23 protein-coding genes and 1 riboswitch are annotated in these 19293 nt (G+C 29.3%); of the genes, 8 read left to right on the forward strand and 15 right to left on the reverse strand.

All coding sequences use genetic code 11. The features are described from left to right. Positions 1-89 precede the first annotated feature (89 nt). Genes DYA59_RS04905 through DYA59_RS04915 form a run of 3 tightly spaced genes read left to right on the forward strand, consistent with a single transcriptional unit; the run spans position 90 to position 2789 of the window. The gene (locus DYA59_RS04905; RefSeq protein ID WP_115269938.1) at positions 90-1427 is read left to right on the forward strand and encodes an MATE family efflux transporter; all 1338 of its coding nucleotides are present in this window, start codon (positions 90-92) and stop codon (positions 1425-1427) included. Between the two features lie 22 nt (positions 1428-1449). After that, a complete protein-coding gene (locus DYA59_RS04910; RefSeq protein ID WP_115269940.1) occupies positions 1450-1875 on the forward strand; it encodes an NfeD family protein in 426 nt (141 codons plus the stop codon). Between the two features lie 32 nt (positions 1876-1907). Further along, positions 1908-2789, forward strand: a complete 882-nt coding sequence (locus DYA59_RS04915) for an SPFH domain-containing protein (protein ID WP_115269942.1) — start codon at positions 1908-1910, stop codon at positions 2787-2789. Between the two features lie 83 nt (positions 2790-2872). Here the strand turns inward: DYA59_RS04915 and DYA59_RS04920 are convergent, their stop codons facing one another. From DYA59_RS04920 to DYA59_RS04930, 3 genes are all read right to left on the reverse strand, one after another. After that, positions 2873-4591: a carbon starvation CstA family protein gene (locus tag DYA59_RS04920; protein WP_115269944.1), complete on the reverse strand. Its 1719-nt coding sequence runs from the start codon at positions 4589-4591 to the stop codon at positions 2873-2875. A gap of 328 nt (positions 4592-4919) precedes the next feature. After that, positions 4920-5441 (reverse strand): hypothetical protein, encoded by a 522-nt coding sequence (locus DYA59_RS04925; protein ID WP_115269946.1) that lies wholly within the window; start codon positions 5439-5441, stop codon positions 4920-4922. 18 nt (positions 5442-5459) lie between these two features. Beyond that, on the reverse strand, positions 5460-6521 hold the full coding sequence (locus DYA59_RS04930) for a branched-chain amino acid aminotransferase (RefSeq protein WP_115269948.1): 1062 nt from the start codon (positions 6519-6521) through the stop codon (positions 5460-5462). Between the two features lie 586 nt (positions 6522-7107). Further along, positions 7108-7180, forward strand: a riboswitch (Fluoride riboswitch). Between the two features lie 47 nt (positions 7181-7227). Between DYA59_RS04930 and DYA59_RS04935 the strand changes: the two genes are divergently transcribed. Together DYA59_RS04935 and DYA59_RS09485 are read left to right on the forward strand one after the other, a co-directional pair. After that, positions 7228-8400, forward strand: coding sequence for a cation:proton antiporter (locus tag DYA59_RS04935; protein ID WP_115269950.1), 1173 nt, complete (start codon positions 7228-7230; stop codon positions 8398-8400). 159 nt (positions 8401-8559) lie between these two features. Beyond that, entirely contained in the window at positions 8560-8706 is a 147-nt protein-coding gene (locus tag DYA59_RS09485) for a hypothetical protein (protein ID WP_172606953.1), read from the forward strand. Between the two features lie 219 nt (positions 8707-8925). Here the strand turns inward: DYA59_RS09485 and DYA59_RS04940 are convergent, their stop codons facing one another. The 4 genes from DYA59_RS04940 to DYA59_RS04955 are packed head-to-tail and all read right to left on the reverse strand — an operon-like array spanning position 8926 to position 11400. Continuing rightward, complete coding sequence (locus tag DYA59_RS04940; protein WP_115269952.1) at positions 8926-9273, reverse strand: hypothetical protein; 348 nt, start codon at positions 9271-9273, stop codon at positions 8926-8928. A gap of 34 nt (positions 9274-9307) precedes the next feature. Then, a complete protein-coding gene (gene mnmA, locus DYA59_RS04945) occupies positions 9308-10381 on the reverse strand; it encodes a tRNA 2-thiouridine(34) synthase MnmA (RefSeq protein ID WP_115269954.1) in 1074 nt (357 codons plus the stop codon). A gap of 19 nt (positions 10382-10400) precedes the next feature. After that, a complete protein-coding gene (locus DYA59_RS04950; protein ID WP_115269956.1) occupies positions 10401-11021 on the reverse strand; it encodes a LysE family translocator in 621 nt (206 codons plus the stop codon). A gap of 19 nt (positions 11022-11040) precedes the next feature. Then, complete coding sequence (locus DYA59_RS04955; protein WP_115269958.1) at positions 11041-11400, reverse strand: zinc-ribbon domain-containing protein; 360 nt, start codon at positions 11398-11400, stop codon at positions 11041-11043. A gap of 171 nt (positions 11401-11571) precedes the next feature. On the opposite strand from DYA59_RS04955, the gene DYA59_RS09490 reads away from it, so the two are divergent. From DYA59_RS09490 to DYA59_RS04965, 3 genes are read left to right on the forward strand one after another with little or no spacing between them, the layout of a single operon-like run. Continuing rightward, positions 11572-11718, forward strand: coding sequence for a hypothetical protein (locus tag DYA59_RS09490; protein ID WP_172606954.1), 147 nt, complete (start codon positions 11572-11574; stop codon positions 11716-11718). An 8-nt stretch (positions 11719-11726) separates the two neighbouring features. Next, positions 11727-12011: a hypothetical protein gene (locus DYA59_RS04960; protein WP_115269960.1), complete on the forward strand. Its 285-nt coding sequence runs from the start codon at positions 11727-11729 to the stop codon at positions 12009-12011. Positions 12012-12039: 28 nt separating this feature from the next. Continuing rightward, positions 12040-12999 carry a dipeptidase gene (locus tag DYA59_RS04965; protein ID WP_115269962.1) on the forward strand — a complete coding sequence of 320 codons (960 nt, stop codon included), beginning with the start codon at positions 12040-12042 and terminating at the stop codon, positions 12997-12999. A 6-nt stretch (positions 13000-13005) separates the two neighbouring features. Here DYA59_RS04965 and rnmV read toward each other — a convergent pair whose 3' ends face one another. From rnmV to dinB, 8 genes are all read right to left on the reverse strand, one after another. Next, positions 13006-13554, reverse strand: a complete 549-nt coding sequence (gene rnmV, locus DYA59_RS04970) for a ribonuclease M5 (protein ID WP_115269964.1) — start codon at positions 13552-13554, stop codon at positions 13006-13008. Beyond that, the gene (locus DYA59_RS04975; RefSeq protein WP_115269966.1) at positions 13551-14579 is read right to left on the reverse strand and encodes an alpha/beta hydrolase; all 1029 of its coding nucleotides are present in this window, start codon (positions 14577-14579) and stop codon (positions 13551-13553) included. The genes rnmV and DYA59_RS04975 overlap by 4 nt, the downstream gene beginning before the upstream one ends. 13 nt (positions 14580-14592) lie before the next feature. Then, positions 14593-15984, reverse strand: a complete 1392-nt coding sequence (gene asnS, locus DYA59_RS04980; RefSeq protein ID WP_115269968.1) for an asparagine--tRNA ligase — start codon at positions 15982-15984, stop codon at positions 14593-14595. An 18-nt stretch (positions 15985-16002) separates the two neighbouring features. Further along, complete coding sequence (locus DYA59_RS04985) at positions 16003-16209, reverse strand: DUF896 domain-containing protein (protein ID WP_147368825.1); 207 nt, start codon at positions 16207-16209, stop codon at positions 16003-16005. A gap of 78 nt (positions 16210-16287) precedes the next feature. Then, on the reverse strand, positions 16288-16968 hold the full coding sequence (locus tag DYA59_RS04990; protein ID WP_115269970.1) for a PdaC/SigV domain-containing protein: 681 nt from the start codon (positions 16966-16968) through the stop codon (positions 16288-16290). Positions 16969-16983: 15 nt separating this feature from the next. Further along, positions 16984-17859: a DUF2156 domain-containing protein gene (locus DYA59_RS04995; protein ID WP_115269972.1), complete on the reverse strand. Its 876-nt coding sequence runs from the start codon at positions 17857-17859 to the stop codon at positions 16984-16986. A gap of 24 nt (positions 17860-17883) precedes the next feature. Next, positions 17884-18162: a hypothetical protein gene (locus DYA59_RS05000; RefSeq protein WP_115269974.1), complete on the reverse strand. Its 279-nt coding sequence runs from the start codon at positions 18160-18162 to the stop codon at positions 17884-17886. Between the two features lie 35 nt (positions 18163-18197). Beyond that, positions 18198-19244, reverse strand: a complete 1047-nt coding sequence (gene dinB / locus DYA59_RS05005) for a DNA polymerase IV (RefSeq protein WP_115269976.1) — start codon at positions 19242-19244, stop codon at positions 18198-18200. Positions 19245-19293: the final 49 nt, after the last annotated feature.

Raw genomic sequence — 19293 nt, forward strand, 5'->3', positions numbered from 1 at the left:
TCTATGTATAATTATTGATAATGGTACAAGTATTTATTTAATAAAGCTCTACAAATATTGAGGTTAAAAATCGAGGAGAAGACTTAATTATGACAGATCTAACAACAGGTAGTCCTACAAAACAAATGCTAAAATTTGCTATCCCAGTGTGTCTAGGGAATTTATTTCAACTTTTTTATAGCTTAACAGATACTAGGATAGTGGGAAGTACTTTAGGAGAAAATACTCTAGCAGCTGTTGGGGCAAGTACAGCAATAAGTACTCTACTTATTGGTTTTCTAACAGGACTTACAAATGGATTTTCTATTATTATTGCTCAAAATTTTGGAGCAAAAAATGAAAAGAATATAAGGAAAAGTATAGGGGGAACATTTTTATTAGGTTTTTTAACAGCACTATTCATAAGTTTTTTTAGTGTTACATTTTTAAAACCAATACTTAATATATTAAATGTTTCTAATGAAATTTTTTCACAATCTTATGGATATATTAAAATTATCCTTTTGGGAATAATAGCTACTATGTTTTATAATGCTTTTGCTGGAATATTAAGAGCTATTGGAGATACAATAGCTCCTCTTATATTTTTAGTTATAGCTTGTGGATTTAATATATTTTTGGATTTATATTTTATACTTAATCTTAAAATGGGAGTAGTTGGAGCAGCTTGGGCAACAGTCACCTCTCAAGGAATATCAGTACTATTTTGTGTAGTATATATGTGGAAAAAATATCCAAATCTTAGATTGAAAAAAGAGGATTTCAAAATAGATATACAACTCGTAAAAAAACTTTATGGTTCTGGTCTCTCTATGGGAATGATGATGTCCCTTGTATATTTTGGAACTTTGGCTCTACAAATAGCTATCAATGCTCTTGGAACAAATACAATAGTAGCTCATACAGCAGCTAGAAAGATAACAGAGTTTTTTATGCTTCCATTTGGAGTGATGAGTGTTACAATGGCAACATATTGTGGACAAAATAAAGGAGCTAGGGAGTATAAGAGAATAAAAATAGGAATATGGCAAGCTCTTTATATAACTTGGGTTTGGTGTGCTTTTATTTTGATACTAAGTTACACAATCTCTCCACAGTTAGTATATCTAGTTACAGGAACTAGAATTTCTGAAATAATTAATATAGCAGAAAAATATTTAAAAATAAATACGATATTTTATTTTGTCCCAGCTATTATATGCATATTGAGAAATGCTATGCAAGGAATAGGAGATTTAATAACTCCAATTTTCTCCAGTTTTATAGAGTTAGTTGGAAAAGTAGCTGTAGCTTTTTTCCTCACACCTAGTATAGGATATATGGGAATAATAGTTTCTGAACCAATTGTTTGGATATTAATGGTGATTCCTTTAATAGTGATGATCATAAAAAATCCTATTTTTAAAGAGAGAACTGTAAAAATATAAAAAATTATGGAAGGAGAGAAACATGTGGACTTGGTTTTTTATAGGAGTAGTATTTTTGATAATAGAAGGTATTAGCTTTGGATTATTATCTATTTGGTTTGCTATTGGAGCTTTTGTAACTATGTTTTTTACATATCTTCCCATTGATTATCAATTTTTTATTTTTATAGTAATATCTGGTATTTCACTTTTACTTATTAGAAAGACAACTATAGTTTATCTTAAAAGTAAGAGAAAAGAAGTAGATAGAATCAGAAAAGCTAACGTCAAAGTTGATAATATTTTAATACGAGGTAATGAAAGAATATACATAGTTAAACTAGATGGAAAAATTTGGGAATCTATTTGTAAAAACAAATTAGAAATAGATGAAATAGCTCAAGTAAAAGAAATAAAGGGAAATAAACTGCTTTTAATTAAATTAGAAGATGAAATTTTAGATATTTAAAAATTTAATCTAAATAAATTAGGAGGGATCTAATGTTTTTTATATTTTTATTAATTTTGATTATAATTATATTATTAGCTACACATGTAAGAATCGTTTCACAATCACAAGCTTTTGTAATTGAAAGATTAGGAGCTTATCTAACTACTTGGGACGTTGGACTAAATATTTTAATTCCATTTATAGATAGAATTGTTAGAAAAGTTTCACTAAAAGAGCAAGTTTTAGATTTTCCGCCACAACCAGTTATTACAAAAGATAATGTTACTATGCAGATTGACTCTGTAATATATTTTCAAATTACAGATCCAAAACTCTATACTTATGGAGTAGAAAAACCTCTTAGTGCTATAGAAAATCTAACAGCTACAACTCTTAGAAATATAATAGGAGAAATGGAGCTAGACCACACTCTTACCTCTAGAGATACTATTAATACAAAAATGAGAGCTATATTAGACGAAGCAACAGATCCGTGGGGAATAAAAATTAATAGAGTGGAGTTAAAAAATATTATTCCACCTGCTGAAATACAAGATGCCATGGAAAAGCAAATGAAAGCTGAAAGAGAGAGAAGGGAAGCTATTCTGAGAGCAGAGGGACAAAAAAAATCTTCTATTTTAGTAGCAGAAGGAGAAAAAGAGGCAGCAATTTTAAGAGCTGAAGCTAAAAAAGAAGCTGCAATTAGAGAAGCAGAAGGTAAGGCAGAAGCAATACTTAAAATACAAAATGCCGAAGCTGAAGCAATTAGATTACTAAAAGAAGCTGGAGCAGATAAATCTGTACTTACTCTAAAAGGTATGGAAACTTTTGCTAAAGTTGCTAATGGTAATGCTACTAAAATAATAATTCCTAGTGAATTACAAAACATAGTTACCTTAAGTGAAGTTTTCCATGAAAGTAGCAAAAAATAGATTAATTAAATAATAAAATAATCATAAAAATGAAGCTATTACGATTTTCTAATCATAAAGCTTCATTTTTTTACTCTTATTAATTAATTATTTACAGATTTAATGACTCCCATTTTTTTCTTTCTATGCTCCCATAAAACTTTCATTCCCTCTACTACTAGGATAAGAGCTAGGACAAAGATAGGTAATGAAACTACCACTTGAAGTCCTTGAACTGCTAAGCTACCCTTTCCATTTAAAAGAAGAGCTAAGTTAGTTTTAAATGAGATAAGTAATGAACTCATAGTAGCTGCAAGCATAAAGAACATTGGGATTAAAAGCATAAAGTTTTTCTTTCCTTTTTTAGCTAGCCATACAGACACACCTAAGAAGCAAGGTACAGCAACTAATTGGTTACACGCTCCAAATAAAGGCCAGATATTTTGGTATCCACCTAAGCAAAGTACTGCTCCAAGTCCCACTGTGATGAAAGTTCCCACATACATATTTCCTAAGTAACCTTGTACCTTACTATTCTCTTTAGCTTTATTGCTAGTAAATAGCTCTTGGAATAGGAATCTTCCCAATCTTGTAGCTGTATCTAAAGATGTCAAAGCAAAGGCAGAGATAGCTAGAGAGATAACTGTAAATGTAGTATTTACTGCTGCCTGTCCCATTCCTAATTTGCTGAAAAATCCAGAGATAGCAGAGGCAAAAACCACAGCTGGAGTTCCTTGAGGCATCTTTCCATTAGAGAAAAGAGCTCCTACTGCTATAAGGGCGATTACAGCCAATATACACTCAATAAGCATAGAACCATATCCAATTAACTTAGCATCTCCCTCATTGTTTAACTGTTTTGATGTAGTTCCAGAGGCGATTAAGCTATGAAATCCAGAGATAGCTCCACAAGCTACTGTGATAAATAGGTATGGGAACATCACTTGTCCATTGAAGCTATTTGTCCAACCTGTAAAAGCTGGTAGGTTGATAGTAGGGTTAGTTCCTAAAATTCCTACTACTGCTGCAATAATCATAAAGTATAGTAAGAAACTATTTAAGTAATCTCTAGGTTGTAATAAAATCCAAACTGGAGTAACAGAAGCGATAAAGATATATACAAAAACCACTCCTAACCAGAAAGTTTTACTTAGATAGATAGGGTATTTTAATCCTACAGCAATACAAAGAGCTAATAGTAAAACTCCAACCACTGAAGATACAGCTAGAGGTGCATTCTTTCTATAAACTAAAAATCCAAAGGCAATAGATAGTGGAATAAATAGCATAGAAGCTGTGGCAACAGAACCATTAGCTGAGTAGAAGACCTTTGTTCCATCTGGATTGATAGAGTATCCTTGGAAAGTAGAAGCTACAATATCAGAGAAAGCTGCCACTACTAAAAGTAGAACTAGCCAAGAGAAAATTGTAAATAACATTTTACATCTGTGTCCGATATTCTCCTCAATAACCTCTCCTAGAGATTTTCCTTTGTGTCTGATAGAAACAACGATAGCTGAGAAATCTTGTACAGCTCCAAAGAAAATACCTCCAAGAATAATCCATAAAAGTACAGGAACCCAACCAAATACAGCAGCTTGAATAGGTCCGTTGATAGGTCCAGCCCCAGCTATTGAAGCAAAGTGGTGTCCTAAAAGTACAGGTGCCTTAGCTGGAATATAGTCTACTCCATCTTCAAAATCGTGAGCTGGTGTCTTTCTCTTAGGGTCGATATCCCACTGCTTTGCAAGCCACGAACCATAAGTGATATAAGCCACTAAAAAGCATAAAATTGTGATAACTAAAAGTGTAATTCCTTTCATAAAAAATCCTCCCTGATGTTTTATTAAAATTTTTATAACTATCCTTTTAAAAAGAAAACTAAGAATTGCTCCATATTCCAAGAAGTTTAATGAGAAATAGCTTTAAGAATTACTCTCGTTCAAAGAATAAAGAGTAAGTAAAGTTCAACTCGTTAAAAACATAAAACTCGGCTACGCCTCAAACAGTTATGTTTTTTAGCATTCGTTTTCTCTGACTTACTCTAATATTCTTTTCAATCTCCGTAATTCTTAAGCTATTTAGGCTCTAATAAATTACACAATTCTTTGAGTTTTCTTTAGTCAGTTGAAATCAAAATAGTTATAATTATTATTTGATAAGATGTTTATATAATTTTTCTAAAGTCTTCCCAGATTTGTTACTATATATATTTTTATTTTTTGTATCTACTAAGATTACTCTAGCTTGGGAATAGCCTCTAAAAGAGAAAAGATAACTTTTCTCAAACTTATATTTTTTTACCCTTTTGATAGTTTCCAAATCAGATATATTCTCTGCTAGAATAACTAGAGTAATAAAGCTATACATATGATTTTTCTCAGGATATTTATTCCCCTTTCTTACAAGATTAGGCTCTATATAGCTAGGAATAAGAGAGAGCAAATCTTCAAGTGTAGAGCTATCTACATTCTCTTTTTCAATAAAAAATATATGTTCAAAGGCTTTTGTTTCCCAGAGTTGTACCTCTTTAACTAGCAGGTACTTCTCACTGTATGAGTTAAAATATCCATAGGCATCAATCTTTTTATCCCCAATCTCATACTCCCTATAAATATCAAAACTCCTCTCATATTCAGCTAAAATCCTATCTAAATATCCTAAGTTTTCCATAAAATCTCCCCTTAAAATCTACACTTCCTGTGTCCAACCAAAGCTATCTTCCACTTTTCCATACTGGATACCTGTAAGAGTATCATAAAGTTTTTGTGTTATAGCTCCAGTTTTAAAATCATTTATAATCTGTTTGTCCCCTTTGTAGAAAAGCTCTCCAATAGGAGAGATAACAGCTGCTGTTCCTGTTCCAAAAGCCTCTTGAACTCTTCCCTCTCTAGCTGCTTTCATCAAGAAATCAATAGAGAAATGCTCTTCGTGTACCTTGTATCCCCAAGCTTTTAGAAGAGTAAGACAAGAATCTCTAGTAATTCCTGGAAGTACAGTTCCATCAATAGGAGCTGTATAAACCTCGTTGTCTACGATAAACATAGCATTCATAGTTCCTACTTCCTCTACATATTTTCTTTCTACTCCATCTAGCCAAAGTACCTGTGTATAACCTAGCTTTCTAGCTTTCTCTTGAGCTATAATACTAGCTGCATAGTTTCCACCACATTTTGTAAATCCTGTTCCCCCCTTAGTAGCTCTTACATACTCATCTTCTACATAGATTTTTACAGGGTTTACTCCCTCTGGGTAGTAGTTTCCAACAGGGGATAGAATTACAACAAACTTGTATGAGCTTGCTGGGTGTACCCCTACTGCTACCTCTGTAGCAAACATAAATGGACGAATGTATAGAGATGTTCCCTCTAAGTGAGGTACCCACTCCTTTTCGTGGTTGACTAGAGTTTTGATAGCATCTACAAATAAATCCTCTGGAATAGTTGCCATACATAGTCTTTCATTTGATTTTATCATTCTTCTAGCATTCATCTCTGGTCTGAATAGAAGAATTTTTCCCTCTCTTGTCCTGTATGCTTTAAGCCCCTCAAATGTCTCTTGAGCATAGTGTAGTACCATAGTTGCTGGATTTAGAGCTATTGGAGCAAAGGGAGTAATTTTAAAATTGTACCACCCTTTCTCATCAGTATAATCCATTACAAACATATAGTCAGTAAAGTATTTTCCAAATCCTAACTCATTGTCACTTGGTTTCTCCTTTAAAGTTTTTGTTTCCTCAAATGTTACTTGCATAAAATCTCCTCCTAAAATCTCTTTCTTACTAAAATTTTAGTAATAAAAAAACAGCCCAGTTAGGCTGTTAAATTTTTCTAAAATCTTAATTATATTATTTTCCCCATTAAAAATATAAACCAAAACTAATTAAATAAATCTATATTCTTTAAAAAATAGGTACGAAAAGATACTAGAAATATTACCTAACATAAAAATTTTCCTATTCAGTTTTTTCATCTTGAGTATTATATATATGACAAATATTATGCTAAGTATTATAAATAACATCTTTGCGACCTCCTTTTATCTTATATGTTTAAAATAAGTATATACTCATTCTTGAAAAAAATCAAGCTTTTTTTAAAAATAAAAAAAATTATCAAATATTAAAAATTAAGTTTTAGTTTTTACAGCTATTATCATATATACTAAAATAATAACATATCTTTAAGAAAAGAATGGCTATCATTAGTAAATTTAAAATTTTGAGACTTAATAATTTTTTAGATAAAATATGTATAAGTCTATTTACCATACGTCTAATCTCTTTAATTTAAAAAATTTTTCTGCTTTTACTTGCTTTTTAATTTTTAATATGCTAAAATAAATTAATGGGAATGAAGTTCTCCCTTGGTATAAACCTAAACTGCTTATTAGCTGATGACTTCTACTTTAGGTAGAAGTATCAGCTTTTTTATTTTTACATATTTGAAAGGAGATTTTTATGTTATTTAGTTTAGCTCTTATCTTTTTGTGTGGAATGCTATTAGGAGGTATTTTTACAAAATTAAAACTTCCAGCACTCCTTGGAATGTTACTCACTGGTATTATCTTGGGTCCATATGTTCTAAATTTACTAGATCCAAGTATACTTAATATTTCCGAAGACTTAAGACAAATTGCTCTTATTATAATTTTGACTAGAGCTGGACTTAATTTAGATATTGAAGATTTAAAAAAAGTAGGTCGCCCAGCTTTTCTTATGTGTTTTATTCCAGCTACTTTTGAAATTATTGGTATGCTTATATTAGCTCCTAAACTTTTAGGATTGTCACTTCTAGACTCTGCTGTACTTGGAACCGTCATAGCTGCTGTTTCTCCAGCTATAATCGTTCCAAAAATGCTAAGACTCATCGAAGAAGGTTATGATAAAAAGAAAAAGGTTCCTCAACTGATTATGGCTGGTGCTTCAGTCGACGATATATTTGTAATTGTCCTCTTTACAGCTTTTAGTAAATTAGCAACTGGTAAAAGTATACTTATAACAGATTTTATAAAAATTCCTAGTTCTATAATCTCTGGTTTTATAGTAGGAGCTATTATAGGTAAACTACTAGCTCTATTTTTCAAAAAAATACATCTCCGTGATAGTATAAAAGTAATTATTATTTTAAGTATCTCCTTTCTTTTAGTTACATTAGAAAAAGTAAATACTGGAATATTTACTTTTTCTGCTCTTTTAGCTATAATGACAATGGGAATAGTAATTCAAAAGTTCAAAAAAGAAGTAGCTACAAGACTTTCATCTAAATTTTCAAAACTTTGGATTGCAAGCGAACTCATGTTATTTGTTTTAGTAGGTGCTAATGTAAATATATCCTATGCACTTAGCTCTAGTTTAACAAGTATCTTTTTAATTTTTGGAGTCATCATTTTTCGTATATTAGGAGTTTTTTTATCACTTTTAGGTACAAATTTAAACTATAAAGAACGTCTATTTACTATGATTGCTTATTCACCTAAAGCAACTGTACAAGCTGCTATTGGATCTATTCCTTTAACAATGGGATTGGCTTGTGGAGATATAGTTCTTACAATCGCTATTCTTTCTATTTTAATTACAGCACCTTTAGGGGCTTTTGCTATTGATTCAAGTTATAAAAAACTCCTCTCTTAAAGAGCTTTTCTATTGTTGCTGCTGAAAATATTGTTATCTTTATTGAAATTAATAAGTTAAGGCAAAAAACAGAAAGTAGTAATAAGATTAACTATGTAGCACTAAATAAAGAGAAATTTTCAAAGAAAAAATTTAGATGTTGTATCAAAATTACTATTTATGCAAAAGCTGAATAAAACTTATCCTGTTACAGAAACTATAGTTACTGGAGTTGTATCTAGAATAAAAGATAGTGTTGTATATAATCTTTTAAAAGATAAAATCAAAACCAGAAATGAGATGAGAATTGTTTATCCTGGAGAATAACTCCTATAAAAATAATAGTTAATTACCCTAGTGATAGATATAAATTTAAGTAATTAATAGTATACAAAACTGCTAGAATTATTTTAGAAATAATAATATTTGTTAATTTAAAAATAAAAGAGACCACTGTAATATCCTCTCCTTTATCTTAGTTCTCTAAGATTTTGATTCTAGTTATTACAACAGCCTTTTTTAATCTTCTCTTTAACATATAAGAGTTTACCACCAATGATGGTGTCTTCCTACTCTATATGTTCCATAACCTATACCACCTATGATAGCAGCATTAATTAAATTCTCCCTTCTTCTTTCAGCTTCTAATCTATCATAAGCTAACTTTTTTTCATACTCAAGTCTCTCTTTCTCTAATCTTAATTTTTCCTGAGTATAATAAATATCTATCTCCTGAGGTGAAGGAAGATTTTTTTTAATTTGCTTCTCTCTATTTTCAGTCACTAATTTCTTGTACTCAGCATATTTTTTTATCTTATCATCCACACTATTTTCATTACTATAAGTAAGAATAGTAGCAAGTAAAAGAACAAAAGTTATCAATATTTTTTTCATCTCTGCTCCCTCCTCTAAAGCTTAACTATACTATCTAAAGAATAAAGGCACTTCCTAAGACTTTTTTTTCTATATCATAAAATACTACTCCTTGACCTGGTGTTACAGCTCTTACCTTATCTTCTAAAAAACTAACTTTAATATTTCCATTTTCTAAAAGCTCTAATTGGCATTTATGAAGCTTATCCCTAGAACGTGTTTTAGCCCAGCAAATCAAACCATCTAAATCCTTTAATTCTTCTAGAGAGATAAGATTTATCTTTTCAGCCATAAGTTCATCTTTAAATAATAGCTCATTTTCTCCTACTATTACATTATTATTTTTACTATCTAAAGCTATCACATATAAAGGTTTTTCTTGAGATATTCCCAGCCCTTTTCTTTGTCCAATAGTATAAAATGATAAACCATTATGTTTCCCTAATATTTTTCCATCAATAGTTACTATATTTCCATTTTTTCCAGCCTTTCCATTCGTATGAGTAACTAAGAATTCTTTTAATTTCCCATCCTCAACAAAACAGATCTCTTGAGAATCTTTTTTAGCATATACTCTCACACCTAATTGTTCTGCTAATTTTCTTACCTTTGGTTTTTCTAATTCACCTATAGGAAATTTTATATACTTTAAATTCTCTTTATCAATTTGAGAAAGAAAGTATACTTGATCTTTATTTGGATCATCTCCCATAGAAAGTACTCCATCTTTTAATTGCGTATAATGACCAGTTGCCATAAAATTTGCTCCCTTAGAACGTGCAAAATCCATAAGCATACCAAATTTTATATATTTATTACATACCATACATGGATTAGGAGTCTTTCCTTGTAAATATTCATTTAAAAAATAATCTATGACTGTAGCTTTAAACTCTTTCCTAGCATCTAATACATAATGAGGAATTCCTAAATCTTCACAAACTTTTTTAGCGTCCGAATCTTCTGGATGACAAGTTCTCATAGTTATCCCTATTAAATCATATCCTTGCTTTTTTAAAATATAAGCTACAGTAGAGGAGTCTACTCCTCCACTCATAGCCACAGCAATCTTTATATTTTTATTTTTTTCATCATAAGTTATGTACTTATCAAATTCTCTATTTTCCATTTCAATTTTAACTCCTTATTTATAAAATTTTTAAAGTATTTTTAGCTAGTATTAGCACTCCAAACAAAAAAATAATTCCTCCAGACAACTGTGAAATTTTAATCAATTTTCTCTCATCCAACACCTTTGTAAAATTGGCTATTACATATGTCGTCGTAAACCATTCAATAGAACCACCTAAAAATATTCCCAAAGCTATAAATGGAGCCACTAAAAAAGTTTCTTCGGAGTAAACTTTTAAAGTAGTAAAAATAACTAGTATTGTAAATATTCCAGATAAATTAGCTAATGCAATAAAAAAAGTTGTAAAATAGTCTTTTACTATTCCTGTCGGAGTACATTCTATTTTCTTTATTTTTACTCTTTTTTCCAATTTTTTCCAACCAACAAAAATTAAAAATATAGCTACTAAAATTTGCAATAAAGATTCATATCTCATTATTAAATCTTCTACATAACTCATAAATAAGAGTGCAGTAAGTGCATAAATAATATCTACTGTTACCATTCCTAAAGCCGAAACATAGCCTCTTTTATGTCCTTCTATCATAGTTTTTTCCATACAATATATTCCTACTGGCCCAAAAGGAAGAGATAAAATAAGCCCTGTAATTACTCCCTTTAATGTAATTAAAAACATTGAAATACCTCCTATAATTCTAGTCCTTTAAAGATTTCCCACACTTAGGACAGAAAGAGAAATTACTAGCCACATTAGTACCACAGTATGGACATACTTCAGTTTCTAAAACTATTTTTTCAATATCCTCATATTCTACCATCTTTTTTTCTAAAACTTTTGAAATAGACTCCTTTTTTATCTTATAAACACTTTTACATTGTCTACAAATAATGATATACTCTTTGGAAAATTTAAAAATCGGTATAAAAAAAATATCAAAGCTTTGACTCAATTCTACAAGAGAAAATTTTTCATTGATACAAGCTGTACATTTAAATGAAACATTACATAAACTTTTATTTTTATTCCCTATACCAAAAACTCCTATAAAAAACATTTTCTCTCCTTGCTAATACAGTAAAATAATTTAGTATACATTTCCCTAATAAATTATATCATATTCTTAATCTCATTAAAAGAAAAATTAAATTTTTTAAAATTCTGTTTTCAACCTATTAAATATATTATATAATAATTATGTAACCCTGTACTTTTGAAAGGAGTAAATTTGAAAAAACAATTAACAGAGACTGAAATAGAAAAACAGATGGAAAAAGCTATAGAAAAAATTTCACTAGAAATAAAAAAAATAAAATTAATACTAACAATATTAAAAAAACTAAATAAAATAAAAACATTTTTTAAATTAAAATAGGAGGAAAAATGTTATCTGAAAAGTTATTAAAAAAGATAGGATCTATATCAAAAGAGTTTGAAAAAAGGGGTTATACATTAGAGGAAGATTTAGTAGAATTAGTCAAAACTAGAGAAGATATAGCTCAAAAATTAGAAAATACAAAATTCAAAAAAATAGAATTTTTTCAAGATGAAGAACTCCATTCTATAGGTTTAACTCTAGAAGATGTGCAAATCGAGTTCTTTGTAACCGAGGGAGAAGATGAGCAGGGACCTTGGTACGAAGCTGAAGTAGAAATAATTTTCTTCTAAAATTTAAAGAACAACATAGGGGGATAATATGAAGATTTTTGATGGACATGCTGATATCTGGTATGATGTAGCTAAAAAAAGAAAACTAGGTGAAGAGAATATTTTTAAAAAATATCATTTGGATAGATTAAAAACCGGAAATATAATGGGGGGAATATTTATCGCATATCTTGAACAAATCGAAGGACAAGATGATGAAAAAGAAATGTTTCATTTAATCAATTCAACTATCCATGAAATAAGGGAAAATCAGGATATATTTAATATAATAAGAGAAAAAGGTGATTTTAATAGAGGTATAGTTGAAGGAAAATTTGATATAATTATGGGAATAGAGGGATTAAAGGCTATCGGAAAAAATCTTGATTGGATAGATACTTTTTATGAGTTAGGTTTTAGACACGCTTCTCTTACCTGGAATGAAGAAAATCATTTAGCTACTGGAGTAGATGGAGATAAAGAAAGAGGGCTCACCTCTATTGGAAAAGAAGCAGTAAAAAAGATGGAAAAATTAGGGATGATTATAGATGTATCACATGCTAATGATAAAACTTTTTGGGATATCTATGATAATACTACTAAACCAATTATAGCTTCTCATTCTAATGTTAAAGCTCTTTGTGATCATAAAAGAAACCTGACTGATGAACAGATAAAAGCAATAGCTAAAAGAGATGGAGTTATAGGTATCAATGCTTATAAAAAGTTTTTAGCACGAGATAGATATAAACAAAATCTAGAAAGATACGTAGATCATATAGAGCATATTATATCATTAGTAGGGATAAAACATGCAGCTCTTGGTTTTGACTTTTGTGAATATCTATATATTGATAAAAAAGATGAAGATATTAATCCAATAGGATTAGAAAATGCCTCAAAAGCTGTATCTGTATTAGAAGAACTATATAAAAGAGGCTATAATGAAAATGATATAAGAAAAATAGCTTTTGAAAACTTTATGAGAATAACTGAAATGATATTATAAAACTCTTTATTTTATGGAGTTGAGAGCTTTCTCAAACTCCTCTTTTGTTATTCCATATCTATTTAATTTAGAAAGAAATTGTTTACCATTAGAATATCCTATACCTAATTTTCCTCCAACCTTTTCTCTTCTTTCACTTGCTTCTATTCCACCAACTAATCCACACTCCATAAGATAAGTCATAGTAAAACTACTTTGTAACTCCTTTTCTACTGTACATTTTGCCTTTTCCAAAGCTTTTATAATAGATTCTGGCGAAGCATTTTCTACACCTATATCTCCATCTTTTGTTCCTTCACTTCTTCTTATGTAAGCGTCCTTTGCATCAGGAAAAAATTTATGTATATATTTTCTTATCTCATTTCCAGCATAATCAGGATCAGTTAAAATTATTACTCCTCTGTTTTTTTGAGCTACTCTTATTCTTTCAATATTCTCTTTTTTTCTTACAGCAAATCCATTTACTTGTATCACTTCAGCATCTACAGCAGATTTTACAGCTGCTATATCATCTCTACCTTCCACTACTATTATCTCTTTTATCATCTTTTTCATTCTACATTCCTTATCTTTTCATTAAAATATATTAAAAAGTTTTTTAAATCTCTTGCTACATACTCCCAAGTATGTGTTTCATCCTTACAAAGATACCCTACAAAATTATAATTATGCTTCTTCATTCTTCCTACGGTGTCTATCCATTGCTGTAGCATTAGATAAGGCTCTATATCCTTTTCTCCAACACTTGTATAAAAATATCTATTCTCATACTTAGATCTATCTAATCTTTTTATCATTGTATATGGGTCTTCTTTTAATATCTTATATCCCCAAGAACCAAAAACTCTTAAAAAATGAAGTTTATCCTCATTATTAAATAATCTCTTTGGAATATAAAGAAAACTAAAAAATCTAATGACTCTTCTATTGACACTCATTCTAACAATACTAGTAGCTCCAGAAAAACTTCCTATCACTTTAAAAATTTCCAAATGTCTAAGTCCTAATTTAAAAGCTCCATAACCTCCCATTGAAAATCCTGCAATTCCAAAATTAGATTTAGGAAACTCTTTTTTTAAACCTGATACTATCTCCTTTATGATATATCTCTCATACTGGTGTGATTTATCCCTATAAAAATTAGTATACCACCCCATACCATCGCAACCAGAATTAATAAGTACTATATTCATTTTTTGTATTTTTCCAGATTTTAGCAATATAAGATAATTTTCTCTTATTCTCCCTCTTTCTAACCAATCATCTGGACAATCCCTGAGTCCATGAAGTAAGATAAGACAAGGTAAGCTATCACTTACCTCACCTTTATTCCTTATAACTACATATTCCAATTCTTCATTTATATATTCTTTTGAAGTTGTAACTCTTCTCTCAACAAATAAATCTTTTTCTAAATCTTTAACTACCTCATCATAATCAAAATCTTTATTCTCTATAAAAGTTATCTCTTTAAATTGAAGAACTTTTTGTACTTTCTTTAAAACTTTAAATGAGTATGAATAAGTAACTATATAAAATATTAACCCCAAACTTAATAAGATTATAAAAACTTTTATCATATACCCCTCTTAATTAAAATTCAGCATTATTAGGTGTTCTAGGGAAAGGAATTACGTCACGGATATTAGTCATTCCTGTTATATACATTATAATTCTTTCAAATCCTAGTCCATATCCAGAGTGTGGGAAGCTTCCAAATCTTCTTAAATCTAGATAGAATTCATAATCCTCTGGTTTCATTCCTAATTCAGTTATTCTATTTTCTAGTATCTCTAAACTATCTTCTCTTTGAGAACCTCCTATTATCTCTCCAATTCCTGGTGCTAATAGATCCATAGCTCTTACAGTTTTTCCATCTGGATTAAGTTTCATATAAAAAGCTTTGATATCTTTAGGATAATCAGTTAAGAATACTGGCTTTTTGAAATACTCTTCAGCTAAATATCTCTCATGCTCACTTTGTAAGTCGATTCCCCATTCAACTGGATAATCAAATTTCTTACCAGATTTTAGTAATATATCTATTGCTTCTGTATATGTTAATCTTCCAAAGTCACTATTTAATACGTTATTTAATTTGTCAAATAATCCTTTTTCAATGAAGTTATTGAAGAACTCCATCTCTTCTGGACACTCGTCCATTACAAATTTGATTATATATTTAACCATTGATTCAGCTAGTTCCATATTTGCCTCTAAATCAGCAAAAGCAATTTCTGGCTCTATCATCCAGAACTCAGAAGCGTGTCTAGCTGTATTAGAGTTTTCTGCTCTAAATGTAGGTCCAAATGTATATATATTTCTAAATGCTGAACAGAAAGTTTCTCCACTTAATTGTCCACTTACTGTTAAGTTAGTTTCTTTTCCAAAGAAGTCTTTAGAATTATCTACTGTTCCATCTTCTTTTTTAGGCAGGCTGTTTAAATCTAGAGTAGTTACTCTAAACATCTCTCCTGCTCCCTCACAGTCAGAACCTGTTATGATTGGAGTATGTACATAAACAAATCCATTCTCTTGGAAGAATTTATGTATAGCATAAGCTACTACTGACCTTACTCTAAATACTGCTGAGAAAGTATTTGTTCTTGGTCTTAAGTGAGCTTTTGTTCTTAAGTATTCAAAAGTGTGTCTTTTATTTTGTAAAGGATATTCTAAGTCAGCTTTTTGGAATACATTTATCTCTTCAGCCATTATTTCAAAAGCTTGTCCAGCTCCTTGTGATTTCACTAATTTTCCTTTTACCTCTATCGAAGATATTATAGATAGACGAGAGACTTCTTCAAAGTTACTAAGTCTTGTATCAAATACAACCTGTACTCCTTTGAAAAAAGAACCATCATTTACTTCAATAAATCCAAAGTTCTTTTGGTCTCTTATCTTTTTTACCCAACCATTTATTATAACTTCTTGGTCTAGATATTTTTCTGTCTCTCTATATAGAGATTTTACTGTATTTTTTTCCATTATATATGCCCCCGTAAATTATATTATCTTGAATTTATTATCATTTTTGGTTTCTACATCTACAATTTTTATCTTGTCAAGATGTCCTCTAACTTGAGCTTTAAACTTTTCTAAATATAAGTGCCTATACTTTTCTCTCTCTTCTTTTTCTGCCTCTGTTAACTCTCTTTCTCTAGCAAGCTTTGAGAAATAATTAACTTTGGCTATAATATTTTTCATCTCCATTTTACTACTCCTATTTTTTAATATATTCAGAATATTATATCATTTTTCTAAACAATAAAGCAAACATTTTCCATCAAACTATACATTTAAATATTTTTTTATCTCTCTTTTATTAAACTTAAATACAGGCATTCCACTAGAATACGGAGACAAGTCATACTCTAAAAATATAAACACAACATTATCTCCTTCAAAATAAACTACTGCATTATTTATATCTGCTTCAGCATTATCAAAGAAAATTACCTCTTTTCCTTTTGTATTTAACACTCTCTCTTTATTCTTTATTTTATCATTTATCATCATATTAAAATATTCAATAGCATCATCTGTAAAAATTTTATCCAAACTTAAAATACTTCTCTCTTTTAAACTCATATTATAACTTTCTACATTATTCATAGAATGGGCACCACCCTTATAAACATTAGTTAAAACAGATATAGAAAGTATTCCAAAACTATTTTTATGATTTTCAAAAGATATGTATGCCTCTTCTATACCTCCATCATTTTCTTTATTAGAAAGATTTTCTATAATATATCTCATATTCTCTTGCATAGTGAGATTAAAATATGTAAAATCTTCACTTTTTTCATCCTTTATTTGAGGAATTTTTATATCATATTTATAAAATTCGCCCTCTTCTTTATAATCAGCTGATACAATAGATATAGACTTATCTACTGGCCTAATCTGACTATATCCTATTAAAGCTAAAGCAAGAACTAAGACTAAAAAATATATAATTTTTTTCATACGTACCCCCTTAGATTACCTTACCCCTACTATTTCATATTTCTTTAATAAAAAAGCTGGATGATAAGACTCTTTTGCCTCTCTTAAACCTTCATCTCCAAAGTCATCTTCACGGTTAATGTATTTGCAATTAGAAAACTCCATTTGAACAAATAAATAATTAATTGCTTGATAACTTCCAACATAATTACTTAGCCCTTTTTCAATGTGTATTACTGCATACTCATCATCTAATTTCTCTCCAATAGTATAAGCTATAATATTCCCATCTACTCTTATAAAAGCTCCTATCAAATCCAAATTATCATAATTATGTAAAATATTCATGATTCCTAAATTTTCATTATTTAATATTGGAATAGAATAACAGCCTCTAGTTTGGCACCAATTCTCTTGAAACTCTATAACTTCAGCTATATTATTCTTTCCTATTCTTTCATATACATAATTATACAATTTATTAAAGTTATTTATTCTATTTTTTTTCTTAGAATATTTTCTTCCTTTTAAAGTTCTTAAATCTTGAGAATTATATATATAATCAAAGCTTTCTCTTCTTTCCTCTAAGATAAACTCCTTCTCTAAAAGATTTTTCCAATATTCAGGAACTAAAATAATTTTTTTCCCACTTTCTATAATTTTTTTAATCACCATTTTCCATTCAGATAAATTTATGCTACTTTCATCTTTAGGAATAGGCATGTAATAATATTCTTCATTCTCATATATTCCTTTTATAATAAGTACTCCATCTTTTATTTTATACTGTGTTTTTTCTCCTATACTCCATAATATTTGATTTGTAAAATTATAGTCACAAGTATTAAATCTCTTTTTGGTATATTCATCTATAATTTTCTTGTCTTGAATCTCAAGATTTTTCCATTCCATTTCTGTTTCTCCTCCGAAGTCTTTTTACTTAAACCTATATTTAAATTTTTTCTTTTTTTTATTTGTAATTCTTCCTGTCATAATTGTAATAAAAAGTGGTAATATCCCTACAATTAATATTGTTACAACCATAGATATATTTTTTGAAATCTTTAATTTATAGCTCAAAGTCTGTGACAATGAAACTAAAATCTCCAATGGATTAGTATAGTATAATTGTCCAAAAGGTGGCATACATAACTCAACTCCATAAATTATTGCTAAAAATACACCTATAAATAATATCAATTTAAAAAGTAACATAGATATTACCTCCTAATCTTTTTAATATATTATATCTAAAAAAAACTCAATTGCCTAATAGATTTTTTTGTCAAATTTCCAAATGAAATTCCAAGTAATCTGACTCCAAATTCCTTTTCAACTCCATCATAAAGGTCCTCTAGACTTTCAAAAAGGATTTGTCTACTATCAGTTGGAATTGTAAAGCTTTTTGAGCGTGTTATAAGCTCGCCATTTGAAAATTTTATTTTTAAAATTACCGTTTTAGCTATTAACCCCTCTTTTATCAGTCTATTATAGGAATAGTCAAAAATCTGTTCTAGTTCCTTTTTAATATTTCCTTCAGAATCTAAAGAATATCTATACGTATTTTCATTTCCTATTGAATGAATTGCTCTTTGATAATCTATCTCCTCATGGTCTATTCCACGACAGGAAAGATATAGTAACTCACCTCTAGACTTTCCATATTTTCCAATCAACTCCATCAAAGTATATTTATATAGATCTTCTACTTTATGTATTTTATCCTTATTTAAAAGTTCTTTAAACTTATTTCCAACTCCTTGAATAATTTTTACATCTTTATCTCTTAAATACTCCATAAATTCTTGTTGTGAACTAAATATGTAATCTCCACCTGGTTTATTTATTCCACTTGCTATTTTAGCACTCAACTTATTGATCCCTATCCCAACTGAGCAAGTAAGACCAGTATGATATTTTATTCTTTCTTTAAATTTCTCAGCAAAGCTTTTCAAACTAGGAAATTTTTTTATAACTTCAGTTATATCTACATATCCTTCATCTAATGCAATAAATTCAACTTTTTCTGTTATTTTCAATACTAAACTTTGAATTTTTTGAGAAACTTTTATATACTTATCTTTATCTACTGGAACAACCAAAAGATGAGGACAAAGCTTCTTTGCTTCAAATACATTCATTGCTGAATGTATGCCATATTTTCTAGCTTTGTAACTTGCTGTTGTCACCACTCCACCACCTACTACCAAAGGTAGATTTTTATATTTGGGGTTATCCCTTATCTCAATGGAGGCATAAAAACAATCCATATCATAATGCATGATTATTCTCTTCACTTACTCTCCTTTTTATATTTTCAATATATAGTACAATTAAAATATATGA

The sequence above is a fragment of the Fusobacterium necrogenes genome (genome assembly GCF_900450765.1).
GTDB classification, from domain to species: Bacteria; Fusobacteriota; Fusobacteriia; order Fusobacteriales; family Fusobacteriaceae; genus Fusobacterium_A; species Fusobacterium_A necrogenes.